Origin of the sequence: Sessilibacter corallicola, from assembly GCF_021290925.1 — a bacterium.
GTDB classification, from domain to species: Bacteria; Pseudomonadota; Gammaproteobacteria; order Pseudomonadales; family Cellvibrionaceae; genus Sessilibacter; species Sessilibacter corallicola.
Map to the genome: position 1 here is coordinate 1,237,694 of NZ_JAJSLX010000002.1, position 24,865 is coordinate 1,262,558.

At 44.6% G+C, this 24,865-nt stretch carries 18 protein-coding genes; 12 read left to right on the top strand and 6 right to left on the bottom strand.

Annotation, left to right across the window (positions count from 1 at the left end):
• The first annotated feature begins 19 nt into the window (after positions 1-19).
• The 8 genes from LU361_RS12595 (at position 20) to LU361_RS12630 (ending at position 9,517) form a co-directional block, all read left to right on the top strand.
• Positions 20-2,578, top strand: a complete 2,559-nt coding sequence (locus tag LU361_RS12595; protein ID WP_233089187.1) for a chemotaxis protein CheA — start codon at positions 20-22, stop codon at positions 2,576-2,578.
• A 122-nt stretch (positions 2,579-2,700) separates the two neighbouring features.
• Positions 2,701-3,798 carry a protein-glutamate methylesterase/protein-glutamine glutaminase gene (locus LU361_RS12600; protein ID WP_233089188.1) on the top strand — a complete coding sequence of 366 codons (1,098 nt, stop codon included), beginning with the start codon at positions 2,701-2,703 and terminating at the stop codon, positions 3,796-3,798.
• Positions 3,799-3,888: 90 nt separating this feature from the next.
• A complete protein-coding gene (locus tag LU361_RS12605) occupies positions 3,889-4,629 on the top strand; it encodes a flagellar motor protein (RefSeq protein ID WP_233089189.1) in 741 nt (246 codons plus the stop codon).
• Between the two features lie 15 nt (positions 4,630-4,644).
• Entirely contained in the window at positions 4,645-5,766 is a 1,122-nt protein-coding gene (locus LU361_RS12610) for a flagellar motor protein MotB (RefSeq protein ID WP_233089190.1), read from the top strand.
• A 244-nt stretch (positions 5,767-6,010) separates the two neighbouring features.
• Positions 6,011-6,835, top strand: a complete 825-nt coding sequence (locus LU361_RS12615) for a ParA family protein (protein WP_233089191.1) — start codon at positions 6,011-6,013, stop codon at positions 6,833-6,835.
• Between the two features lies 1 nt (position 6,836).
• Positions 6,837-8,219 carry a chemotaxis protein CheW gene (locus LU361_RS12620; protein WP_233089544.1) on the top strand — a complete coding sequence of 461 codons (1,383 nt, stop codon included), beginning with the start codon at positions 6,837-6,839 and terminating at the stop codon, positions 8,217-8,219.
• Between the two features lie 361 nt (positions 8,220-8,580).
• Complete coding sequence (locus LU361_RS12625; protein WP_233089192.1) at positions 8,581-9,069, top strand: chemotaxis protein CheW; 489 nt, start codon at positions 8,581-8,583, stop codon at positions 9,067-9,069.
• A 10-nt stretch (positions 9,070-9,079) separates the two neighbouring features.
• The gene (locus LU361_RS12630) at positions 9,080-9,517 is read left to right on the top strand and encodes a DUF2802 domain-containing protein (RefSeq protein ID WP_233089193.1); all 438 of its coding nucleotides are present in this window, start codon (positions 9,080-9,082) and stop codon (positions 9,515-9,517) included.
• Between the two features lie 132 nt (positions 9,518-9,649).
• Here LU361_RS12630 and LU361_RS12635 read toward each other — a convergent pair whose 3' ends face one another.
• Entirely contained in the window at positions 9,650-10,963 is a 1,314-nt protein-coding gene (locus LU361_RS12635) for an OprD family outer membrane porin (protein WP_233089194.1), read from the bottom strand.
• A 344-nt stretch (positions 10,964-11,307) separates the two neighbouring features.
• Here LU361_RS12635 and LU361_RS12640 point away from each other — a divergent pair, with 344 nt between their 5' ends.
• The 3 genes from LU361_RS12640 to LU361_RS12650 all read left to right on the top strand — a co-directional run bounded on the left by LU361_RS12640 (position 11,308) and on the right by LU361_RS12650 (position 16,932).
• Positions 11,308-13,095 (top strand): sensor histidine kinase, encoded by a 1,788-nt coding sequence (locus tag LU361_RS12640; RefSeq protein WP_233089195.1) that lies wholly within the window; start codon positions 11,308-11,310, stop codon positions 13,093-13,095.
• Positions 13,096-13,159: 64 nt separating this feature from the next.
• Complete coding sequence (locus LU361_RS12645) at positions 13,160-14,515, top strand: sigma-54-dependent transcriptional regulator (protein WP_233089196.1); 1,356 nt, start codon at positions 13,160-13,162, stop codon at positions 14,513-14,515.
• Between the two features lie 908 nt (positions 14,516-15,423).
• Positions 15,424-16,932, top strand: coding sequence for an SLC13 family permease (locus LU361_RS12650; RefSeq protein WP_233089197.1), 1,509 nt, complete (start codon positions 15,424-15,426; stop codon positions 16,930-16,932).
• Between the two features lie 116 nt (positions 16,933-17,048).
• Here the strand turns inward: LU361_RS12650 and LU361_RS12655 are convergent, their stop codons facing one another.
• From LU361_RS12655 to LU361_RS12675, 5 genes are all read right to left on the bottom strand, one after another.
• Entirely contained in the window at positions 17,049-18,743 is a 1,695-nt protein-coding gene (locus tag LU361_RS12655) for an ABC transporter permease (protein WP_233089198.1), read from the bottom strand.
• A 9-nt stretch (positions 18,744-18,752) separates the two neighbouring features.
• Positions 18,753-20,000 carry an ABC transporter substrate-binding protein gene (locus tag LU361_RS12660; protein ID WP_233089199.1) on the bottom strand — a complete coding sequence of 416 codons (1,248 nt, stop codon included), beginning with the start codon at positions 19,998-20,000 and terminating at the stop codon, positions 18,753-18,755.
• A gap of 34 nt (positions 20,001-20,034) precedes the next feature.
• The gene (locus LU361_RS12665; protein ID WP_233089200.1) at positions 20,035-21,105 is read right to left on the bottom strand and encodes a radical SAM/SPASM domain-containing protein; all 1,071 of its coding nucleotides are present in this window, start codon (positions 21,103-21,105) and stop codon (positions 20,035-20,037) included.
• A gap of 239 nt (positions 21,106-21,344) precedes the next feature.
• Positions 21,345-21,881, bottom strand: coding sequence for a response regulator transcription factor (locus tag LU361_RS12670; protein ID WP_233089201.1), 537 nt, complete (start codon positions 21,879-21,881; stop codon positions 21,345-21,347).
• Positions 21,882-21,962: 81 nt separating this feature from the next.
• Positions 21,963-23,231, bottom strand: a complete 1,269-nt coding sequence (locus LU361_RS12675) for an ActS/PrrB/RegB family redox-sensitive histidine kinase (protein WP_233089202.1) — start codon at positions 23,229-23,231, stop codon at positions 21,963-21,965.
• A gap of 186 nt (positions 23,232-23,417) precedes the next feature.
• On the opposite strand from LU361_RS12675, the gene LU361_RS12680 reads away from it, so the two are divergent.
• Positions 23,418-24,704 carry a PepSY-associated TM helix domain-containing protein gene (locus LU361_RS12680; protein WP_233089203.1) on the top strand — a complete coding sequence of 429 codons (1,287 nt, stop codon included), beginning with the start codon at positions 23,418-23,420 and terminating at the stop codon, positions 24,702-24,704.
• Positions 24,705-24,865: the final 161 nt, after the last annotated feature.

Sequence of the window (24,865 nt, forward strand, 5' to 3'; positions counted from 1 at the left end):
ATGGCAAGAGGAGCTTGGAATGGGGTTCGGTGATGACGAAGAGATTTTGCAAGACTTCTTAGTAGAAGCTGGCGAAATCCTAGAACTACTTTCTGAGCAGCTGGTTGAGCTTGAGCAAAGTCCCGACGATAGAGATTTACTCAACGCTATTTTCCGAGGGTTCCACACGGTTAAAGGCGGCGCGGGTTTCTTACAAATTGGGCCGATGGTGGATTGCTGCCACGTTACCGAAAACCTCTTCGATATTTTAAGAACCGGCAAACGCGAAGTGACCTCGGAATTAATGGACGTTGTGCTCGAAGCCGTCGACACCATTAATGAACAATTCGAAGCGTTGCAAGCTCGCCAAGAACCCGATCAAGCAGACCCTGGCCTGATTCATCGTTTAGGCCGTTTAGTGGCGTGTGAAGATTTACAAGAGCCCGCTGCTGCTGCACCTGCCCCTGAGCCGGAACCCGTCGTTGAAGCTCCCCAAGAACCGCAACCGGTTGCCGCTCCCGAAGCGTCTGCTGAACCCGAAAGTGGTGACGGTGAACTCGATATTTCCGACGGCGCGTTTGCCAATATGCTCGATGCCATTGCAGACGATGACGAGGGCGCACCTAACCCTGAAACGCCGGTGCAATCCAGCCCAGAGCAATCTAGTCCAGAACAATCCAGCCCAGCGCAGTCTAGTCCAGAACAAAAAACGGCTAGCGAGGCTAAGCCTGCCTCGGCACCGTCTGAATCCGATGAAATAACCGACGATGAATTCGAAGCGTTATTGGACCAGTTGCACGGCGAGGGCAATGGCCCAACTGTGGGAGCTGACTCTGCCAGTGCTGCACCAGCACCTGCCGCTGAAAAAGCCTCTCCGGTAACTGATCCAGAGACCATTACCGAAGACGAATTTGAAAATTTATTGGACGAAATTCACGGCCAAGGCCAAGGGCCCACCAAAGCCGCTGAGCCAAAAGCGGAAGCCAAGCCCGAGTCCAATAAACCTGAACCGAGTGCACCCGAACCGAGTGCTAAACCGGCATCTGGTGATGGCGAAGAAATTACCGAAGACGAATTCGAACAACTCTTGGATGAAATTCACGGTCAAGGCCAAGGGCCAAGTGTTGCAGCAGGAGCCAGTGAAACGCCTAAAGCGGCCGAGCCTGCAAGCGAAAAAGCCGCTCCTGCAGAAGAAAAACCAAAAGAAAATCCAGAACCGGTTAAAGCGGTTCCGGGCACTGGCACTGCCCAGGCAAGTGCCAACACCGCTAAACCTGATTTAGTGGCGATACCTGGCGGTGCCGCTTCCGCACCTCCTGCTGCGCCCCCGGCTGCACCGAAACCTGCGCGCGCGGCCCCGAAAGCGCCAGCAAAAGCTGGGGCAAAAGCCGGGGCAAAAGCCGGTGGTAAAGAACCTGCGGCCGGTGGCGATACTACCGTTCGTGTCGATACTCAGCGCCTCGACGATATCATGAACATGGTGGGCGAGTTGGTGCTGGTGCGCAATCGCCTGGTTCGATTGGGTGACGAGCGCGGTGAAGAATCGCTGTCGAAAGCCGTATCCAATTTGGACGTGGTGACGGCTGATTTACAAACGGCGGTCATGAAAACTCGTATGCAACCGATCAAAAAAGTGTTTGGTCGGTTCCCTCGGGTGGTTCGCGATTTGGCGCGAAGCTTAAATAAAGAAATTAATTTAGAACTGGTGGGTGAAGACACCGACCTGGATAAAAACTTGGTGGAAGCCCTTGCCGATCCGCTTGTGCATTTGGTGAGAAATTCCGTTGACCACGGTGTTGAAACGCCAGAGGTGCGTGAGAAAAAAGGCAAACCGCGCGTGGGTAAAGTGGTGTTGTCCGCGCAGCAAGAAGGCGATCATATTCTGTTGTCCATCACCGACGATGGCGGTGGTATGGACCCGAACAAGCTTCGTCAAATTGCCGTCGACAAGGGTGTGCTCGATGAAGACGCCGCCGCCCGCTTACCCGATCAGGAAGCGTTTGCGTTAATTTTTGCCCCTGGATTTTCTACGAAAAAAGAAATTTCCGATGTCTCTGGTCGAGGCGTTGGTATGGACGTGGTAAAAACCAAAATTACGCAGCTCAACGGCACGGTTGAAATTGATTCCGAAATTGATGTCGGCACACGGCTAGACATTAAAGTTCCGCTGACGCTGGCGATTATGCCAACCTTAATGATTATGTTGGAAGATCAAACCTTCGCCTTGCCATTGGTGAACGTTGACGAAATTTTCCATTTGGATTTAACCACCACCAATGTTGTCGACGGCCAAGAATGCATCACCATTCGTGAAAAAGCCATTCCCATCTTCCATTTAAAACATTGGTTAATTGAAGGTGCGGCCTTTAAAGAACCTTCGGATGTCGGACATATTGTGATTGTGTCGGTGGGCACTCAAAAAGTCGGTTTTGTGGTTGATCAATTAATTGGTCAGGAAGAAGTGGTCATTAAGCCGTTAGGAAAAATGCTGCAAGGAACTCCGGGAATGGCCGGGGCTACGATCACCGGTGATGGCACCATCGCTTTGATTCTAGACGTACCCAGTATGTTGAAATGTTACGCAGGTAATGCGGCGTAGCGATATTGCGTACTCATGTTATGTACTAATGCACTCAGTGTATTGTATTTTTTAATTTTCATAAATGTATATCGCTTGTGCGCAATAAAATCCCTATTAAACACAAAAAGGTGTCTAGAAGCATGGCGATAACGGTGTTAATCGTTGATGATTCTCTATTTTTTCAAAAAAGACTGACCGACATCATTGAAGAGCACCCTCAACTTCGCGTTGTGGGTGTTGCCAGCAACGGCAAACAAGCGCTGTCGATGACGTTAGAAAAAAAGCCCGATGTTATCACCATGGATTACGAAATGCCGTTAATGGATGGCATTCACGCCGTCCGTCAAATTATGTCCCAGCGGCCAACACCGATCTTAATGTTTTCTTCACTGACTTATGACGGCGCTAAAACAACCTTGTCGGCGCTGGAAGCTGGTGCTGTTGATTTCATGCCGAAAAGCTTTAAAGAAATTGCTAAAAATCCTGAACAATTAAAAGACAAATTACACCAGCGCATTCTATTAATTTCGCGTCGGCGAAACCTTGCCTTAAATAATAAATTAATTGAGCACGACACCAAATCCAAATCAAGCGCTTCTCAAGCGTCGACGCCGCGTGTGGCGGAAGCTCCACCTAACAACGCTCAAGTCTCGCGCAAGCTCAACGAAAAAGTAAAAATCATCGCCATTGGTGCCTCCACTGGTGGTCCTATCGCATTATCAGAAATTCTAAAACATTTACCCCAAAATTTTTCTTTGCCTATTTTAGTGATTCAGCACATGCCTGAGAATTTCACCAAGGCTTTTGCCGAGCGACTCAACAGCCAATGTCAAGTTCGAGTGGTTCACGCCGACGACGGTATGACCATTGAAAATGGTGTGGTTTATTTGGCGCCCGGCGGTCATCAAATGATGATTAATCAGAAAGATGGTCGAAGAATTAAAGTTTTAAAGGGGGATGACCGATTACTGTATAAGCCATCCGTAGATGTCACGTTAACTTCTGCGGCCAATGTTTGGGGTGAAGGATTATTAACGTTAATTCTTACCGGCATGGGCAATGATGGTTGCGAAGGCAGCCGAATAGTCAAACAGAAGGGTGGGGTAGTGTGGTCACAAGACGAGGCCAGCAGTATTATTTATGGAATGCCAATGGCCGTTGCCAAAGAAAAATTAACCGACCGCGTAATTTCTTTGACTGAAATTCCCGGCCAGTTGAAAAAAGCCTTCGGTTGCTAATTGTTGTTTTAAATTTTTACTCCCTCCGCCATTTCTTCCCTTCTGTTTGACCATTTCTCCTGTTAGCCAATGTTTTTACAAGGGTAAACCGTGGATAAACTCAGTTTTATCGGTGTTATTTTGGGTTTTGCTGCACTCATCGGGGGAAACTTCCTTGAGGGCGGAAGCTGGACGTCTCTTGTTAATGGCTCGGCGGCGTTAATCGTTATTGGCGGTACTTTGGGCGCTGCTATTTTGCAAACGCCTTGGTCGAGCTTACACCGGGCGCTTTCAGTATTATTTTGGGTGTTTCTACCGCCTAAATACGCTTACGATCAAGGTATTGAAAAAATTGTTCAGTGGGCACAACTGGCGAGAAAAGACGGACTCTTGGGACTTGAACCCATTGCCGATAAAGAACTCGACAGCTTTTCAAAAAAAGGGCTGTTACTGCTGGCCGATGGTACTGATTCTGATGCTTTAAAACGTGTGCTCGAAAACGATCTTTATCGAAAAGAGCAACACGATTTACAGGCCGTACATTTTTACGAAAGCATGGGCGGGTACGCGCCCACGGTTGGTATTATTGGTGCGGTTATTGGTTTAATTCACGTCATGCAAAACCTGGCGGATCCATCGCAGGTGGGCCCCGGTATTGCCATTGCTTTTGTGGCGACCATTTACGGTGTGGCTCTGTCCAATTTATTGTTGATTCCCATTGCCAATAAATTAAAACAGCACATTGCGCAACAATCGAAATTCAGAGAATTGGTGATTGACGGATTGGTGTCTATTTCAGAAGGTGAAAACCCCAAATTGATAAAAATAAAACTCAACGGTTACATCACTTAACATGAGAATATATCCATGTCACGCTTGAGAGTTGATGCCAGCGTCAGTGTTAACCACGAACGGTGGTTGGTTTCTTATGCGGATTTTATCACTCTGCTATTTGCCTTTTTTGTGGTGATGTATTCTGTCTCTCAGGTTAATGAAGAAAAACAACGTATTCTTTCCCAAGCCCTTTTGGGTGTGTTCGCACAACCGGAAAAATCCTTAAAACCCATTCAAGTGGGTGACCCTATTCTGGCGGCGCAAGAAGGTGCCATTGAGCTTATGTCTTCAGAATTAGACAACGGGGCAGGGAATTTTTTACGGCAATCGGATTTACCCAGCGCCAATAGCCAGGTTAACTCCGGGCCTGTGTTTGATACTTCTTACGATAACGATTTTGCCACGTTAGAAAATCAACTGAAAAACCGTTTTTCCGAACTCGTAGACGACCAACAATTGCATTTTCGTCATACAGAACACTGGCTAGAAATTGAATTAAAAACGGCTAAGTTTTTTCAGTCTGGCAGTGCTGAACCTAATTACGCGGCTGAAACCGTATTCGATGAAATTGGTAGTGCATTGGCCAATATTGAAAACGCAATTCAAGTAGAAGGGCATACCGATAATACGCCGGTTTCTACTGCGTTGTACCCGAGTAATTGGGAGCTTTCCACGGCGCGTGCCGCAACGGTTGTTCAAATATTTGCCCAAAATAATGTTAACGAACAACGCCTAACAGCAGTCGGTCACGGCGCTTTTAAACCTTTGGTAGACAATAACTCCAGTACTAACCGAGCGCTCAATCGACGAATCGTTATTAAAGTAAAAAAACAGGTGAGTGATGTTAACCGAGATAATCGTCGTGCGTTAAGGGAATTTCGTGAACAAAAAAATCAGATATTGGCAAACTCCAGTTTATCTGCCCTTGAAAAAAACCAAGCCTTAATTGATTTAGGGCCATCGCCGGAAAATCTGTCGCTGATTGAAATATTAGATCTTCTTGCTGATTCTCCCAGTGAGAGCAATTCTTCATCGATATCGCAGACATCTTCCTCGAATAGTACAGATAACAATAATTCGTCGGTGGCACCGGTTATACTCGATAATGGTAATTTATTGTTTTCTAGTGAACCGGAATTACCTCGCCAACAATAGCGTGTTATATCCCATAAATGTTTAACCGAAACGGTCGATAGCTAGATAGCAGTTGTAGGCCTTTGTATTGCATGTGTCTGAGAGACAACGAGAGAGCGGCAATGATTGGTTAACGAGCGTCGATTTATTGACGCGATTGCCGCCTCATTGCGCTATAACCATTTTCGATTGGATTTTGATAACTCAAACCAATCAAAAGCTATAAGAGCGTGTTGAGCTTAAATTAAAATCTGGAGTCTGTGTCATGCAAGTTTGGAGTTTTGCGAACCAAAAAGGTGGTGTTGGAAAAACGACAACAACGGTGTCAATCAGTGGTTTGGCCGCTGAATCTGGCATGCGCGTGTTAATGTTGGATTTAGACCCTCACGGTTCTTTAACCAGTTACTGGGGATTAAATTCAGACACTTGCACAAGCTCGACTTATACACTCTTCGAAGAAAATAAAACCCTCACCAATGACCGAATTAAAAGTTTAATTCACTCTACTTCGGTTGAAGGGTTGGATTTTATTCCATCGTCGACTGCGCTGGCCACGTTAGAGCGGCAAGCAATCGGCAAAGACGGTTTGGGGCTTGTGGTGTCAAAAACCGCACAGCTTATGGAAAACGATTACGACCTCGTCGCGGTAGACAGCCCTCCGATTCTCGGCGTATTAATGATTAATGCACTGGCCGCCTGCCAAAAGTTAATCATTCCCGTGCAAACCGAACACCTTGCCTTAAAAGGTTTAGAGCGGATGTTGCACACATTAAAAATGATGAGCCGATCAAGAAAAAACGAATTGGAATATCTGATTGTGCCGACCATGTTTGATCGCCGCACACACGCTTCTATTACCAGTTTGCGTGCCATTAAAAATACCTACATGGAAGAAGCCTGGCCCGGAAAAATTCCCATTGATACACGCTTACGAGACGCCAGTAAAGCCGGTTTGGCGCCCCACGTCTTTGATCCTAACAGTCGGGGTGTGACAGCTTATGCGTCGTTGTTTAAGTACATTTTAGGGGAGCGATCTGCCCGCCAGCAACCGCCTTCAGAAATAACCACACTGGAACGTTGCGTTGGTTAAGGTGGACGCTGAGGAAACATCCGGCGGCGCGCTCGAATCGTATTTTTCCGATTTGCTCGATCCAGCACTCACTGAATCGGAATTAGAAAAACGTTTGGCACAAGCTCGTCTGGATAAAAGCAATGCCCTTAGTAGCGGACACAAAGGCACAGATAATATTGTGTCTTTGTCGAGTCATGTGACTAACGCTCTTAAAAAAACTGAAACGGCCAAAAAAACCGAAACCCTAAAAAAAACGGACGATTATAAAGAACCAGCTGCCCAAGCAGAGCCACACGATGTTGCACCTTCGAGTGAGAATAACGATAAAACAAAAGCCGCTAATCAATCAGTAAATGTTCATATTTCAGTGCTAAAAAAGTGGTTGAACTTGGTTGAATTGCAGGCTTACAGCGTTGACTTTAACCCTGAATATTCCATTGGTATAACGTTACCGAAACAACCGATTGTTTCTATCAAGACTTACGCTGTTAACAATAACTTTGATAGAAATGATCCTGATATAAATGACCCTGTCGCAAATAATTCTGTTCGAAAATCTTCGAATATAAATTTTTCGGATAATGCAAATCCAGAAGATAAAAAAGACGAAATTGTTCAACCTAAACTGCAAGAAAAACCAACCCTAGAGCGAACCGATAACAATGAATTAGACATCGCAATCGATTTAAAAAATCGAAATGAACAATTGCAAAAATTACTGAATGACTCAGCACTAAAATCCGCGCTCATTCAAAGTACAGATGTCGATTTGCTACCAAAAGCCGCAACTGCAACAAAGCTAGAAACGGATATAAAAACGGATACAAGTGTAAAAACCGAAGCGACGCTAAAACTAGAAACGAATGTAAAAACAGAACTCGAACAAGAGATTACACAGCATCAAGCCGTACCAACATTACATTGGTTAAAAGACGAAATCGATATATTGCTATTTCGCATTAATGATTTAGAGCTTGCTTTACCGTTGGTAACCTTGGGACGAGTTCAAATAATCGGTGATTCATTGTCGGCACCGTTTGGGCAAATACACTGGGTTTTAGGCTTGTTGCCGAGTAAAAAAGGCATGATCCAAGTTGTTGATAGCGCCGAATTTTTATTGCCCGAGCAAAATACCCGTCATGCCTCAAAACCGTATTCCTATCTTATATCGTTTGATCAGTCGAAGTGGGCGTTGGCGGTGGACGAAATTGGCGAATCGATTCGATTGGATAAAGAGCGTATTAAATGGCGCACCCGAGAATCGGCTACGCCGTGGTTTACCGGAACCCTGCGTGATCGCATGTGCACAATTTTAGATCCGGTAAAGTTACAGACAGAGCTTTCAAATTACGATAAAACCGATCAACGCCAGAGAAAAACGCAACTGCCGATCAACGGTTAACAGAACTGTCCTAAATAAAAGCCTCCTAAGCAAAGGTTTTTATAAAAAGGTTTCTATAAAAATGTTTATATGAACAAGGTTCATATAAAGAAAGTTCCTAAAAATACACCGCTTGTAGCAAAGCGTTATTTCGACGCATTACAAACAGTAATTTTATTATAAGTATTAGGAGCCTCTGAGTAATCTTGAGGTTAATCAGAGACTCCTCTAGTAAAAACGTCGTCGCACATGGTGTTATTTTAGAATCTAAACTATTCTTTTTTGAGAGAAATTGTTTCATACAAAAAGGTCTGATTGACACGTATTTTCTCCGGCGCGAGCGATCAACAGCCCTTAGCCAAATAGTATCGGGAATACCAATATGGCAAGCAATACCAATATAAAATCGAAAGCTAATGAAGATCCAATTTTACAGTGGGTAACATTTCAATTGGCGGGAGAAACCTACGGCGTCAATGTAATGCAGGTTCAAGAAGTTCTCAGGCATTCCGAAATCGCCCCGGTTCCCGGTGCCCCCGGATATGTCATCGGTATTATCAATCTTCGCGGTAATGTTGTAACCGTTATTGATACACGCAACCGATTTAATTTAACACCGGGCGAAATCACCGATAACACGCGAATCGTTATTATTGAAGCCGATCAACACGTGATTGGAATCTTAGTTGATAGCGTCGCAGAAGTGGTCTATCTCAGACAATCTGAAATTGAAACAGCCCCTAATATTGGCAACGAAGAAAGCGCTAAGTTTATTCAGGGTGTTTGCCACAAAAACGATGAATTATTAATTCTGATTGAGTTAAATAAATTATTAACTGATCAGGAGTGGGCCGATTTAGACGATATATAATGGTGGTGTAATGCAAGGGTTTGATTATCCGTTAGTGATAGCCGGTATTGTGGTAATCGCATTGGCCACCAGTTCAACCTGTGCGTATCTTTGGTTGCAACTCAAATCTCAAACACGACGCGTTAATCGCCTAGAGCATTTATTTAACAAAGAACTCACCGTCATGACTCAGTCCCAAGCGGCAATGGGAAAACGAATCATCGACGTTGAAAACATGAAGGCTGAGGTTAGTTCAAAACCGTCTCAATCAGAGTCATCAGTGATTGAAGATCAATCCGAGAGTGAATTTAACTTTCAAGAAAAACTCCATTCGGGTTCGTATAACTCGGCGCTTAATTTATTGAAAAAAGGCATGTCATCGGACGATGTTGCTAAGCGTTGTGGTTTATCTAAGGCAGAAGCCAGTTTAATGCAATTGGTGAATAACAAATCGCCAGTGGATCATTGAATTGTTCTAGATGGAAAAGAAAAAGAGGCCCCTAGCGGGTTAACCAAAATCGTTAACCGTTATTGCTAGAGTGCCAGAGGGAGATTAAGGAGAATATGTATTAGGGTCTATCGATTTTAAAACCTATCGATTTTAGAACTTGTAGGTATAGTCGATAAAGATACGATGATCGCGGTCGTCGCCTTTAACGCCATCGACATTACCGGTTTTCTTGCCTCGGTAATCGTGAATACGCCACTGGAACGCTAAACCTTTCGCCCAATTGGGTTTGTATTTAATAAATAATTCGCGATAGTTTTCTTCACCTTCACCCAATGAAGCGTCTTCACTGTTTTCAATGTCGGTACCCTTGGAATAATTAAACGCAGTGGTTAAACCGGGAACGAATTTTTTCCAATTGTATTCAACACCCGCCATGTAGGCTTTTTCGTTGGTGTTGGCAAAGTCTGGGAAGACAATAGAACGGGTAGGGAACGGGTTTGATCCGTGGTCACCGGAGTAGTTGTCTTCAATCCAAGAGTCTTCGAATTGGCTGTAGGCTGTGGTTAATTTCCAGTTGTTGATTTGCCAAATACCTTGAATAAACGCACCTAAACCGTCGTTGCTGCTGCGCTCACCCACTTCGCGAACGTCTTCGTCATCCAATTCGCCTGCTTCGGCGCCGACCACAAATAAACTGCCTGAGTCTTTTGAGGTAAACACACCACCGCGTGTGGTGAAACGCTGGTTTTCTGCCAATTGCCAGTAGTAGCTGGCGCGCAAGCCAGTTTTTTGTAAGTAGTTGGCTGAATCGAGCACTTCAAAATCAATGGCGAGCTTATTTTTCTTGTAGCTAATACCGTTAATCCAAATGTGATCGATTTTACTGCCGGCAATATCGGTTGAGAAACTGATAAAGTCTTCGTCAAAACGGCGAGACCATTTGTTGTACCACTGGCTGTAGAGTTTTACGTCGCCAATTTTGTATTCTGCACTGATACCTTGAAAGGTGTCGGGGATGGAACGCTGTCCACTGCTGCTTTTCAATAATGAGCGATTGGTTTGTCGGCCAATTTTTGCTTTAAAACCGTCAAACGGTGTTAACTCGACATAGGCTTCGCCGAATTTTGTAAATCTGTCCTCTTGTTCACCTTGTGGGTTAAGAGGTAATAAATCGTTGGCTTCTCTACCGCTAGAGAAGAGTTCTTCAACATGATAAAGCGAAGTAACGAATTTTACGCGTTGTGCAATAGTGCCTGTTTCGTATTTTAAGCGAAATCCTGCGGCTGCTATATCGCGATCATTTTGAGGGGCGTCCTCAAATTCTCGAGTCAATGCGGCAAAGCGAGTTTGTAAACTCAATTTGGCATCGTCAACAAACGCATTTTGTAAGGCTTCTGAATGTGCAAATGGTGCAAATGCAGATGCTAATCCCATGATGGCTAAATTTTTATGAATAGTCTTCATTGATCATTACCCGATATTTTAATTATGTTTTTGTTTCTACGTTGTTGAACGAGTTAACTTCGTCAGTGGAGGAGAAATCCAACGCAGGGCGAGATCTATAGAGCGAGAAGTGTACCAATCGGAAATTATCCTTAAATCGAGTCATATAGGGCGGTTTGGGGTTGAGTCTTCCCAGGCTTTGGGCGGATTGTTGCTGGTTTCTAAAATTAATGGGTGGATGTGGTTACATTTTTGTGGGCAGCGCTATTTTTTATAAAGGTAAGTTAGATTAGTTATTCATCAACTGCACGGATCAAAGGTATAATAGAGAAAATAATCACAATAAATGGAATGTAACTGGCGTCGTGTTTGAGCTTGTAAATAGAAAACAATTTAAAAAACTGGCATTGGTGTTTTATCTGACGGGTTTGGTTGGATTCATCGTGGTCGGCTATTTATACGGTGAGCAAAAACTGAATCAACGTTTGGAAGTTGAGCGTCATCTTATTGAAGAAACCCTCGGCACAACCTTAGAGTATTATTTATTTGTGCCCAGTTTATTGAGTGATTCCGAAGAAATCCTCAATGTTTATCGTAATCCGTCTTCAAAAACTCCTGAAGAAATTAATAAACTACTACTAAAGACTAATACCGAATTGGGCAGCGATGTCATTTACTTGCTCGATACCAACGGTGTCACCATCGCTTCGAGTAATTATTTGCAAAGCGACAGTTTTGTCGGCGGCGATTATTCGTTTCGTCCGTATTTTAAAGATGCGATTGCCGGAAATACCGGCCAGTATTTGGCGCTGGGTGCTCAGTCTGGAAAACGCGGTTACTTTTTTTCGGCGCCGGTTCAGCACAACGGTGAAATTCTGGGTGTGGTTACGGTAAAAGTATTGCTCAATCAAATCGAAGAAATTTGGCAAGATTCGGGCATTGAATTTTTGGTCTACGATGCCGACGGCATTGTCTTTTTTAGCTCTCGTTCTGACTGGTTGTATAAATCCATTGTCAGCCACAGTGTTGATGAATTAAATCGATTGGTAGCAACGCGTCGCTACGGCAGTGAAAAAGTGCAGGTGGTTGCCAACAGTCCCTCCATTACCTTTAACGAGTTCGATGAAATTCGTCTGTCGAGCACGCAAACCCATAACACCGTTTGGCGATTAAGCTACAAGTATTTAGACAATTGGGGGCTTAATATTGCCACGCTGGTGCCTGCCAGTAAGCGCTATTACACGGTTTTCCTTTCGGTGTTAGGTTATACGCTGTTAAGTTTGTTGCTTTATATTTTTTGGTTGTATCAGGAGAAAAAGCTCCAACTGCGCCATCATTTAGAAGACATGAATCGGCAGTTGGAATTAAAAGTTAACGAACTCACCGGCGATTTACAGCTTAGAAATCAACAACTGCAACAGTCTGCGTTGGAGCAAAAATACGCCCATCAAGCTCTGCAACAAGCGCAAGAAGAATTGATTCAAACCGCCAAAATGGCCATGCTGGGCGAATTCTCAGCCAGTCTCCATCACGAACTTACGCAACCGCTACAAGCCATAAAAAGCTACGCCAACAACAGTGTTCGCATGTTGGAACTCAGTAAAACCGAAAGCTTAAAAAATACCCTGGCAGAAATTAATTCTGTGGTTGATTCCATGGTAAAAATCGTTCAGCAATTTCGTATTTTTGCCCGTCGCAGTCAACCCGAAAAACGCCCGTGTCAGTTGCAAGAAATTATTTCTGGAGTAATGAGCATTGTCTCCCCAGAGCTGGAATCAAAGAGTATTCGCTGTGTTAATCGCTGTAATGATCGAACGGTTTTTTGCGAACCCGTATTAGTGGAACAGGTGATTGTTAATTTAATCAGCAATGCGGTTCACGCGCTGGAAAATACTGATCAACCCAAGGTGGTCATCGACAGCGAAGAACACGAAGGTTATATAGCATTAATCGTTTGTGATAACGGCCCTGGTGTCGATGAAGATACCTTGCCGAATTTGTTCGAGCCATTCTTTACCACGCGAAAAACCGGTTTAGGATTAGGTTTGGCAATTGCCAAACGAATTGTCGAAAGTCAAGGTGGCAGTATTTCTGCGACCAAGGGCGTGCGTGGTGGCATGAAGTTTTCAGTTTCTTTGCCACTTCACGAGTGAATTTTCGACATTGTCGATAATTTATCCCATAATTTGAGTAAATTCAGGTGTGTAAAAACAGTTAATGAATGACATATCTAAAAAAGTTCTGTTGGTCGATGATGAACCCAACGTCTTGAACGCCTTGTCGCAAACACTTGAGTTGGAAGACTACGACGTCGCCACCGCAAGCAATGGTAAATTGGCCCTCGATCAGTTGGAGCCAGGTTTTGATGGTGTGGTGATTACCGACATTAATATGCCGGTTATGGACGGTTTGCAGCTGCTGGCGGAAATAGGCAAGGTTGATAGCAATATTCCGGTGATTGTGCTCACCGGCCAAGGCAACGTTGCCATAGCCGTAGAAGCCATGCATTTAGGCGCTTACGATTTTCTGGAGAAGCCGTTTTCAACGGATTCGATGATCAGCACGCTAAATCGAGCCTTAGAGAAACGTCATTTAACGCTGGAAAACCTCAAGCTTAAGCGCGAACTCGAAACCCAGCCGAGCGCCGGTATCCGTATTGTTGGCAATACGCCGTCAATGAAGCGCCTGCGTGGTTTGTTGTACGACATCAAAGATTTACCGGCTGACGTTTTGATTGAAGGTGAGACCGGCTGTGGTAAAGAATTGATCTCGCGCTATTTACATTTCCACAGCATTCGCCACGAAAAACCGTTTGTGGCGATTAATTGCGGCGCGCTGCCAGAATCGATTATTGAAAGCGAGTTGTTCGGCCATGAGGCCGGTGCCTTCACCGACGCCAAAGGTAAACGCATTGGTAAGTTTCAGCACGCCGACGGCGGCACGGTTTTACTCGATGAAATCGAGAGTATGCCGCTCACCCTGCAAATAAAATTGCTGCGCGTATTAGAGGAACGAGCGATCCAACCTTTGGGTAGTAATAAACTCATTCCGGTGGATGTACGGGTCATTGCCGCTACAAAAACAGATTTAAAAGAGCTGAGCGACCAAGGCGAATTCCGCGCCGACTTGTATTATCGGTTGAATGTTCTGCAAGTAAAAATTCCGCCATTGCGCGATAGAATCGAAGACGTAAGTTTATTATTTGAGCATTTCACACAAGTCGCCGCCAACAATTACAAAATTGAAGTGCCGATTCTTTCGTTGGAAAAACGTCAGTGGTTATTGCGCCACGATTGGCCCGGTGGCGTGAGAGAATTAAGAAACCTCGCCAATTGTTTTGTTTTGTTGGGTGAGGATCGCGCGTTTGATGAATCCAGTCCAGAACGACCCCGAGCACCGTTAACCTTGTCGGAGCAGGTGAGCCGTTTTGAGGAAAGTATTATTCGCGATGAATTGACGCGTTGTGAAGGTAAACTAAAAATTGTGCAAGATAATTTAGGGGTTGCCCGCAAAACGCTGTATGAAAAAATGCGTAAATACAATCTTGATAAAAGCCAGTTTAAAGACAGTTAATTAATCTCTGTTAAAAGGTTATTAAAAAACCAGAGCTTGTAATCAAGCTTTGGTTTTTTCGAAAACTTCCCATTTATCGTCAACAAAATTCCCATTTCCCCCCAAATTTTTCAGCACATTGTGTTTAACCATTAATTTTTGCGTAATTAACAACTTCTCATTCGCTGTTAATGGATTTCGACTTCTTATAGATTTCTTTATTATTTGTCTAGTTAAGGAGCCTCTGATTAACCTCAAGATCACTCAGGCCAAGGAGTTTTTTTCTGATTAAGGTGTGCTTTTGAAGGTCTAATGGGTTAAATCGAAAAAGCACAACGCAGAGCAGGAAAAAACTGGCAGGCCCCGTAGGGGTGAGCTTGCGAACTCCGTGAATGCTTGGAGCGGCTGGTCCTGATCTCAAGCGCACATTTGCAGCGTTGTCGTTTTTATTAAGGCCCCACTATCTGTTATAGAAAGGGCCATTAATTGCAAACGGCGCCTTGCAGCTGCACGCTTGAGATCACGCTGAGTAATTTGAGGTTATTCAGAGGCTCTTTTAGTATTCAATTGGACCTTCGTCTATGGCGCGGGCAGTAATTATTTCTAACAACAATCGCCAGGAATTCGATGGGTGAATTTGGCGTGGGTTATGGGTGGCAATCCCCCCTCAAATAAACTATCTTGAATTTTTGTTTTTATTCGATATGAAAAAATTACTATAAAAAACAATTAGTTATAATATTTATTTAGGTTGGCATTTGTCTTGCCATTTAATAATAGCGATTAAATAACACTGCATTAATTGTTGTTATTTCAGTCGTTAATTATCTTCGATGTAACAACCGTATTAGAAATGGTTGTTTCGAAAAATAAAATTTTTCGTACATTAGAAATAACACAAGTACGCATATAACAAAGAGAGTCAGCGTATGACAACACAAGTCGAACTAAATGTACCTTCAGAGAAGGCCGCAACATCTTCTTCGGATTCAATTTCAAAGAAACACATCATCAGCATTCTCGCAGGACCCATCGTCTGCGCCCTATTACTGTTAATGGATGCTCCGGCGGGATTATCTCCAGAAGCGTGGAAACTGGTTGCCGTCGTGAGTTGGATGGTAATTTGGTGGATGACCGAAGCCGCCCCCGTCGCTGTTACCGCATTGTTGCCTATTATTTTAATGCCACTGTTCGGCATTGCCGGGCAAAAAGCCGTTGCGAGCAGTTACGCTCATCCGCTTATCTATTTATTTTTAGGTGGTTTTTTAATCGCCGTTGCCATGCAACGTTGGGGCTTGCACAAACGTATCGCCCTGACGGTAGTCCGCATGACCGGTACCTCCAGTAGCGCAATTATCGGCGGCTTTATGGGCGCTACTGCGTTTTTATCCATGTGGATTTCCAATACTGCTACCACCCTAATGATGTTTACCGTGGGTATTTCTCTGATCGAATTTATCAGTGCTAAAGGTAAAGATCCGGCTCAGGTACGTCGCTTTGGTATCGCCTTGATGTTGGGTATTGCTTACAGTGCCTCTATCGGTGGTGTTGCGACTCTTATTGGTACGCCGCCTAATACTTTGCTTGCCAGTGTGATGTCTGACAGCTACGGCGTCGAAATTGATTTTATTACCTGGATGATGATGGGTCTTCCAATCACCATTATTATGCTGCCGGTGGTGTGGTTTTTATTAACCCGCGTTATTTTCCCCGTTGGCAAACTTGATTTGGAAGGCGCGGACGAATTAGTCTCGCGCGAATTAAAAGCACTCGGTGTTATGTCGCGCGGTGAGAAAGTGGTGCTAACCGTTTTCTTAGCGACCGTATTCTGCTGGATTTTCCGTAAATTAATCGTGTCTTTTACCGGATTAGCCATTACCGATACTTCCATCGCACTGATCGCTGCGAGCCTTTTGTTCGTCATTCCTGTGTCATTAGAGAAAAAGCAATTCACTGCAGATTGGAGCGGCGCGAAAAATATTCCTTGGGGCGTATTGTTGTTGTTGTTCGGCGGTGGCCTTGCTTTAGCCGGTGCCTTTAAAAGTACCGGGTTGGCAGCATCTATTGGTGATGCGGTTGCGTCATTAAATGCGTTCGATATCGCCATTATTATTGCCGTGACGATTGTTACCATTATTTTTCTAACAGAAATTACTTCAAACACCGCAACCACCGCAACGTTCTTACCTATTTTAGGTGCGGTTGCTGTCGGTCTAGAATTTAGCCCATTAGTATTGGCAATTCCTGCGGCGTTAGCGGCATCAATGGCGTTTATGATGCCGGTAGCAACACCGCCAAATGCAATTGTGTTCTCTTATGATGGCATGCAGATTAAAGACATGATGAAAGCCGGTCTTTGGTTGAATGTCATTACCATCGCACTGATTTACTGCGCAACCATGTTATTGGCACCTGCGGTATTTGGATTAACCTTTTAAATTGTCAAGCACGTTTTAGCGGCTGTATCAGCCGCTTTTTTTCGTTGCGGATTTTGATGTTATAAAAAAGCCTCCTATTGGGAGGCTTTTTTGTTTGTTGGCTCTCGATGATTAAATTAACGCAATTGCATTAATTTCCGTTGTCGCCACACCAGTTTTGGAATCATTAAAGCGAGTAAATAAATAAGGCATGGTAAGAGAGCTTGGCACAGTGACCACACTGAAATTAAACGGCGATTACCGCTGCTGCTTAGGGCTATGGCTTCGGTTGTGATTGTGCTGACTCGGCCAGCGCCCAGTAATTGTGTTGCTAAGTACTGAGCGATACTCACAGAAAAAGCCAATGCAAGCGTCGATAGCAGTGGCGTGGTGAGCATGGGTAATTTTATTCGAAACAGTATTTTCCAGTAACTGGCGCCCAGGGTGCGGCTCAATTGCAGCCAGCGGTGATCAAAGGCTTGGTACGCTTTACCTAAGGATAAGTACGCGTAGGGAATGACAAACAACAAATGACCTAAAATGACCAAATACACATTTGGGTTGATGTTTAGCCAAATACTGAGAACAACCAAGCCCGAGATAAAACCCACCTGCGGAATCAATAGCGGTGAGTAAATAATAAATTTGTTAATCCGCGAAGATTTTGTTTGAATTTCGGCTTCTAGAACTACAATAACAACCACGATTGCAATTAATACCGTGATTACAGCAATACTCAAGGTGACTAATAGTGATTCGGTAATTGCTGTTTGCGCGTTTAAAAAATGGGTTGCGGTCCATGTGGCGGGAAAGTTATTCGGGAAGCGCCAAAACCCAGCAATACTATTAATAATAAGAACAAAAATTCCCGCGATATTAATAATGAAGACTAATCCCACCGATAATCTACCGACAAACGCAGCAATAACGGCGAAACGGTGTTGCTCACCATTCACAGAATAAGATGAAAATCCTCGCTGGATTATTTTTTCAATGATCCACCAAATACCCAAAACTACCAAAGTAGTCATTAATTGGCACACAGCACCGACTGAGGCAATAAAACGCTGGCTTAAATCGGGATCATTAAACCATTGCGTCACTGAAACGCTCAGTGTGCTTGGTAGGTTTGGGCCAAGTATGAGAGCAACATCGACGGTGGAGGAAGAAAACACCAGCACGGCAAAAATAGGCATGCGTATCAATGGGTATAATTGCGGTGCGATGACTTTAAGCCAGCCAACGGTGGTGTGGTATCCCAGAGAGCGAGCCAGTTTTAAACTTCTATCGACATTGATTTGCGGTAAGACTGAAAAGGCAACCAATAATAAAAAAGGGATTTCTTTGATGATAAGACCACCGGCCAAAGAAAGGCCCCAAGGATCTTGCACCGTCAGTAAATCCGGCGGTCTGTTCCAGCCGGTTAATTCGGGTGATAGCCACCGGCTGATTAAGCCCGACGGAGAAAACAAAAATAAAAACCCAAACGCTGCGGCCGCGTGGGGTATGGATAATATTGGCGCTAGTAAACGCAAAATGAATTTTTGAATCAGCGAATTAGAACCACTGATTGATGCTAAAAATAAAAACACACACGCAACACTGATTGCCGTGGTGAGCAGAGCAGTGGTGATACTAAGCGTAATACTTTTGGTAATACCCGGTGATTGAAAAAAGGCTATCCAGTGATCAAGCGTAAACTCTGTTCCACCCAACGCAGGCAGCCAACCAAATGCCGGAAAAAAAACCGCTGCTAAGCCAGAGATAATAATACCGGCAAAACCGTACAAAAAAATCTGGCTGAGACGCGGCAGCCACTTAGTGTTCGACATCGAAGAAAACTAGCTTTGGTATCGTTTGAGCCAGGCTTGTTCCAGCAACTCTACCCAGCTGGGGTGAGGCTCTGGAATGGCCGGTGGTAATTCTTGCAATGGGATCATGCCGGGGATGTTTTTTTGTTGAAACCGTTTTTTGTCAGACTCATTTAATTGTTCTAAGTCGATAACCGTGCTGCTTCCCCAAACGCTAGGATCTTGCTTTCTGGCTTGTGCTTGTGGTGACAGTAGAAAATTCGCGGCAACCAAGGCTGCGGCTTTGTTGGGGGAATTAAACGGAATCGCTAAAAAACTGTAGTTGCCCAACGTGCCGCCATCGAGCGTGTAAGGCATAACGGATTCTGGCAGCTCATAATTGGCGATGGAAGAAGCGACTTCTTGAATACTGAACGAGAATCCTAAACTTAATTCGCCGTCGGCCATTAAGCTTTTTAATTCGGTTCCCGAATTAGGGAAGACTTTGCCTTTGCGCCACAAGTGTGGATGAAGGGCGTCTAAGAAATCAAATAACGGTGCTGTTAACTGGGTGAATTCTGCGGCTTTTACCGGTGCGTACAAGGCTTGTTTGTCGGTAACTAATTCAATCAGTGCTTGTTTTAAAAACGTTGTCCCTAAAAATTGCGGTGGCTTCGGGTAGGTGAATTGTCCGGGGTTATCTTTTGCCCATTGCAGCAGGTTTGATACCGAGCGCGGGTGCGACTGGGTTAGCGAGGCGTCGTAGAAAAAGATCAGCTGTGCTTTTCCCCAGGGCAATTCGTAGCCCTCGGTAGGCACAGTAAAGTCGGTAATGGCCGCAGGGTTTTTATCGGGATTGGTGAGATAAAAATTGGGCGTGGATTCGGCCCAAGGTCCGTACAATAAATTGGCCGATTTTAACGCAGCGAAATTTTCGCCGTTAATCCAGATTAAGTCGACGGAGCCATCATGGGTATTGTTCGCTTGTTTTTCGGCAATTATGCGAGAAATAGCTTCTGCGGTATCGGCAAGTTTTACGTGCTTAACCGTAATATTTTGGTGTTTTTTTAATTCTTTTCCCAGCCATTGAATGTAGCGATTAATTTTCGGCTCGCCTCCCCAGGTATTAAAATAGAGGGTGCCGCCGTGACTGGCGCTTTCTACCGAGGACCAATCGTTGAGCTGAAAATCTTGCGTGTTTGATTGGTTGTCGGCACTGCTGGCGGTAAAAGAAAAAAGGCTAATAGCTGCTGTGACCACCGCCGATAAGACGGTGTTTTTAATGCTCGGAAAATACATAGTACAAAGATCTTACGTTGAAAAGAGTTAACGCCTAAGCATTGATGGCCACTAGGCCGCGTTGTTGGGCTAAGCGTGCGGCGCGTTTGCGTTTTAGTATATCGCCAAGATGGTGTTCGAAAAATTGGTCGCAGCCAATACAGAGATTACTGTAGTCGTCGCCGTTGGGTTTTTGAGTGTGGCAGTTGCCGTAAAAATCACTGACCGATACACCTTGCGAAAGGCCCATGCGTTCGGGTTTTCCGGCGTTAATGGCTTCCAGTTCGGGCAATCCTTGCAAATCATCCAAAATGGTTTGCAGCGGCTCTTCGGTTAAATTACCCAGGGGTGCGGCGGTTTTTATACAGCAGGGGTAGAAATTTCCGGTAGGATCAATAGATATTTCCGAACCGCTTTTCCCGTATTCTAAGAAATTGAGCCCGCCGGACCAAGCGTTGCAAAAATTGTCGGTCAGTGTGGCTTTGGAGAGATTATTTTCCCAAGCTCGACCGCGTGGCCAGAGCTTACCAATCCAAGAATCGTCGGTTGCCCCAAAGCTGCTGTATACCGGTCCTTGTTGGTCAAACCAATGCACATTTTCTTCGCTGCCCGATTCCACCATACCGAAGTCGTTAAAATACCCCAGGAGTTTGTCCATGAGGGTAAACTTTTTGTCTCCTTGCAGGCCAACGTGATAATCGTCCATGCCAGCAATAGACAGCATCCAAAGGCCGCGATCCAAAAGCTCTTGCAGAATTTTGGGAGTTACTAAATCACCAGTGGTTTGTACTACTATGTTGACGCCACCGGTATCGCGGTATCTATCTTGAAGGGCTTCCAAAATAGGATACAGCACCGGTTCGCGCACCGGATCAGTTAAAACGTCGCCGCCAGAGAGGATAATACGGCCTTTGCGCTGCACGGGCTGGCCTTGTTCATCGGGGTGATGCCAGTCGTCATACATCATGGAGTCTGGCAGATTGTCGATAATTTTAGGGAAATTGGTGATGGCTTCTTCAACAACTTGCTCTAATTCATCCCGAATGTAGGGGTGAAATTTGTCTTCATAGCAGTGTTTACAGCGGCGGTGGCAGTGCCAGCAAATGACGTAATATATGGATTCCAAAACCCTATCCCCAATAGAAATTGAAACAATCGTACTCAGTAAACGAAAACAGCCATTGGCACATCAGCCCAATTGCTGGAGCGCTTGATTACAAGACAGCAAATCTTAACGATAATTTCTGAAACTTTGAGGAACTTTTAATGACTTTGAGCAGCTTTTGATGAAAACTGCCGCTAACTTTAATAAATAGTGCCGCTAATTTTAATAAATAGCCCTGCTAACTCTAATAACAAGTCCCGCTAATTCGACTCAATGTGACGTTTCTGAAGCTTTCGCTGTAGGGTTCGGCGGTGCATTTTTAATTGTCGCGCGGTGGCCGAGATATTACCGTTATTTTCGTCCAACGCCGCTTGGATGGTTTCCCATTCAACGTTTTTCAGCGACGGTCGGGCAATTTCTTCGGTTTGTTCGGGAGTGTAGGCGGGTGCTGATTCTGTAAAGGCAGAAATAACATCGGAAATAGACGCAGGCTTGGTTAAAAAGTTAACCGCGCCGAGTTTCATCGCTTTGACGGCGGTACGAATGGTGCCATAACCGGATAAAATAACCGTGGGGATTTGTTTCAGTTCTTCAATGTCTTGCAGCAGTTCGAGTGAGTTTTCGGTGCCTATTTTTAAATCCAACAGAGCGTAGTCGTATTTATCTTGCGTGAATTGCTGTTTAAACGCCGTGAGCGATTCCACGTGATCAACGTGATAACCTTTTTGCGTGAGCGAGCGGCTGGTGACAAACGCTAACGCTGAATCGTCTTCTAAATAAATGAGCTTGTGGGTCATAATAAGCAACTCAATCGGTAGCTGTAGTAATAATAGATAGTAATAGGTGGTTATAAACAGTTAAAACAGGCCGTTAAAATATTAGTGGTTTAACGGGAAATTAACTTCAACAATAATGACTTTTTCGTTGTTGTCAGCGCTGTTGGGTTGCACGCTTTTCACTTCCATTTTTACAAAACCGCCTTGTTTTTCTATCGTGCTGTTTGCCAAGAAAGAACCAATTCCCAAGCCCGCTTCTTTGGTGGACGATTTGGGTTTACCCCAGCGTTCAGTAATTTGATTTTCCGACAGCTTGCTGCGGTTGGAAATTCGAATCAACAAGTGGTCATCGGTGCTTTGAAAAACCACTTTCGGCGATTGCGACGCCGATTCAATCGCATTATTAATTAAGTTGATTAATGCATACTGAAGCAAATCGTTGGTGTAAATCACCTTGCGGGTTGTACACATATCGAGAAACTCGGGTTTGAATTTTCCGAGTAATAGCGAATAGTGTTCTTTCAAAAAATCCAAGATGTCATTTACGGGCGTGTCGTGAAGGTCTTCACTGTTTTGTGCCAGCGAAGAAAGGTTTTTCATGGTAGAAAAACAGCGGTCAATTTGCTCTTGCATCATTTGCGCATCGTCGCGCAATTGTTTGGGGATCGACTGTTGTTCAATCATATCGTCGGCGAGAATTTTCAGGGTTGAAATCGGCGTCGCTAAATTATGAACGGTAGATGCCGCCACCGTTGCCAAACCAATCAGTTGTTCGTTTTTTAAATTTTCTTCTCGGGCTTTGGTTAATTCCGTTTGTTGTTTGCGCAGAGTTGTCATTAATTTAATCACGAAGAAGCAAATAATCAAATTACTGACCACAAAGTTCAACCACATACCAATTAAATGAATGCGGTAATCAGAAGAGAAATGTTCAAAATGTTGTTGGGAATCCAAAATTAATATGGCCGTGTACAAACCTGTGCCTAAAATGGAAATAGCCCAAGCCATTGTCGGTTGAACGGTGAGGGCGGCAATGGCGGTTAATACAAGAAAATAATAAATAAAGGGGTTTGATGTCCCGCCAGTAATATAAACAACGGCGGTTACCCAAATAATATCCACCACCAGTTCTCGAAATTGATGGATACTGCCGCTCAACCAATTTTGATTGATTAATAAAAACAGTGACCAGCTCGTTGTCATGATTAAAACAATCAAAATTTGTTGCCATTCAAATTGCAACAAATTAAAGACCGAGCAAATGGTTAGGATAACTGCCGACAGCAGGAGCAGTCCTAACCGCAGTAACAAGATATTGCGCGTCACGCTGAAATCATTTTCTGACGCCGAATGCTGTAGTCCAAAAATCAATGTGGTTTTCCGCTCAACTGTTCGTGTATTGGCGCACTATAGAAAAATTTCTCGGTGCGGATCAACCAGCAATTGCCTGTGCGACATTTTGTCACTGGTGAAGTATCGCCGTGATTTTATACCCTGAGACACTGAAAATATGTGCATCAATGGTCGATGCTTTGTCGTGGTTAGGATATAGAGTTTATGAATGCGAATCAGGTAATGTATCGCTGCGTTTGGCGCTGGCATTTCTACGCTGGCCTATTGTGCTTACCGATTGTGTTGTTTTTGGCAGTTTCTGGTGGTTTGTATCTGTTTAAGCCACAAATTGAATCGTTTCGCGAATCCTCTTACATGGATTTGTCGGTCTCTGGTGAACGCCAATCGGTCAACGATCACATTGTCGCGGCACAGAGTGCGTTTCCTGACACGTTGTTTCACCGCTATCGAATTCCCAAGCAAGACAACGACGCCGTTCGAGTCAGCGTGTTTTCCGAAGATATTCGCTATTTTGTTTACGTTAACCCTTATTCGTTAGAAATCGTCGACATCGTTCGATTTGATCGCTTATTTACCGAACTGTTAAAAGACTTACACGAATCCGTATTTCTCGGCAGCATTGGTTCTTATTTTGTCGAATTAGCCGCGTGTTGGGCGATTGTTCTGTTTGTTACCGGGATTATTCTTTGGTGGCCCAGAGACGCGAGTGGCATGGCCGGGGTTTTGTACCCGCGCTTATCGTTAGAAGGTCGACGTTTCTGGAAAGACTTGCACGTGGTGATTGGTTTTTGGATTTCGATCTTAGCTTTGTTTTTGTTGATCAGCGGCCTGCCTTGGACTCAGGGTTGGGGCGGTGCTTTCCAGAAAACTCGTAAAGTGATCGAATCCCACGTTCAGCAAGATTGGAGCACGGGAGCCAAAAAAGAACACGTTCATTGGCACGTTAATTCTGTCGAAAAAGCCGAAATCGACGAGATTGCTTACCAAAAAGCCGTGGCATTGAATTTTGATTATCCGGTCATGTTGTCGGTAGATAATGCCCACCACAACAGTTGGAAAGTATCCTCGCAAACGCAAAATCGTCCGAGAAGAGCCGACGCTTGGATTGATGGCTACTCCGGTGAAACCCTTCGCAGCCAAGCCTTCAGCGAACGCAAAATGGTCGACAAGATCATCGGTTACGGCATTGCCGCCCACGAAGGCCAGTTGTTTGGATGGTTTAACTTGGCCCTGGGGGTGTTAACCACCTTGGGATTGGTTTTGATGTCGGTGAGCGGATTCATTTTGTGGTGGAAACGCAAACCGCAAGGTGCGTTGGGTGCACCCAAATCCACGGGCCAGCCGATTGCAAATACGATGATTGCGGTGTTGGTTGTGTCCTCGTTGTTATTGCCGCTGCTGTTGGTCTCTGTGGTAACCATCTTCTTGGTTGAGTTTGTGGTACTACGGCATCTGCCACCGGCAAGACGGTGGTTAGGATTAGCACAGTAGGCACTTAGTAAAGAATAAACGAAGACTCTGGATACTGAAAAAGTAACCACAGTTTTCTATGATTTTGACGTCTTGACAGCCACCGTTATCGGTGGCTTTTTTTATTCAAGATTACACTTTGACTTAAGAGTTTCTAAATAATGCCAGCTTGCCGTTGAGTG

Coding starts and splice junctions, on each gene's coding strand:
- LU361_RS12645 (WP_233089196.1), top strand. CDS start 13,160: ATGAATGACATATCTAAAAAAGTTCTGTTGGTCGATGATGAACCCAAC.
- LU361_RS12610 (WP_233089190.1), top strand. CDS start 4,645: ATGTCACGCTTGAGAGTTGATGCCAGCGTCAGTGTTAACCACGAACGG.
- LU361_RS12655 (WP_233089198.1), bottom strand. CDS start 18,743: ATGTCGAACACTAAGTGGCTGCCGCGTCTCAGCCAGATTTTTTTGTAC.
- LU361_RS12680 (WP_233089203.1), top strand. CDS start 23,418: ATGAATGCGAATCAGGTAATGTATCGCTGCGTTTGGCGCTGGCATTTC.
- LU361_RS12630 (WP_233089193.1), top strand. CDS start 9,080: ATGCAAGGGTTTGATTATCCGTTAGTGATAGCCGGTATTGTGGTAATC.
- LU361_RS12660 (WP_233089199.1), bottom strand. CDS start 20,000: ATGTATTTTCCGAGCATTAAAAACACCGTCTTATCGGCGGTGGTCACA.
- LU361_RS12670 (WP_233089201.1), bottom strand. CDS start 21,881: ATGACCCACAAGCTCATTTATTTAGAAGACGATTCAGCGTTAGCGTTT.
- LU361_RS12595 (WP_233089187.1), top strand. CDS start 20: ATGGGGTTCGGTGATGACGAAGAGATTTTGCAAGACTTCTTAGTAGAA.
- LU361_RS12635 (WP_233089194.1), bottom strand. CDS start 10,963: ATGAAGACTATTCATAAAAATTTAGCCATCATGGGATTAGCATCTGCA.
- LU361_RS12600 (WP_233089188.1), top strand. CDS start 2,701: ATGGCGATAACGGTGTTAATCGTTGATGATTCTCTATTTTTTCAAAAA.
- LU361_RS12650 (WP_233089197.1), top strand. CDS start 15,424: ATGACAACACAAGTCGAACTAAATGTACCTTCAGAGAAGGCCGCAACA.
- LU361_RS12625 (WP_233089192.1), top strand. CDS start 8,581: ATGGCAAGCAATACCAATATAAAATCGAAAGCTAATGAAGATCCAATT.
- LU361_RS12615 (WP_233089191.1), top strand. CDS start 6,011: ATGCAAGTTTGGAGTTTTGCGAACCAAAAAGGTGGTGTTGGAAAAACG.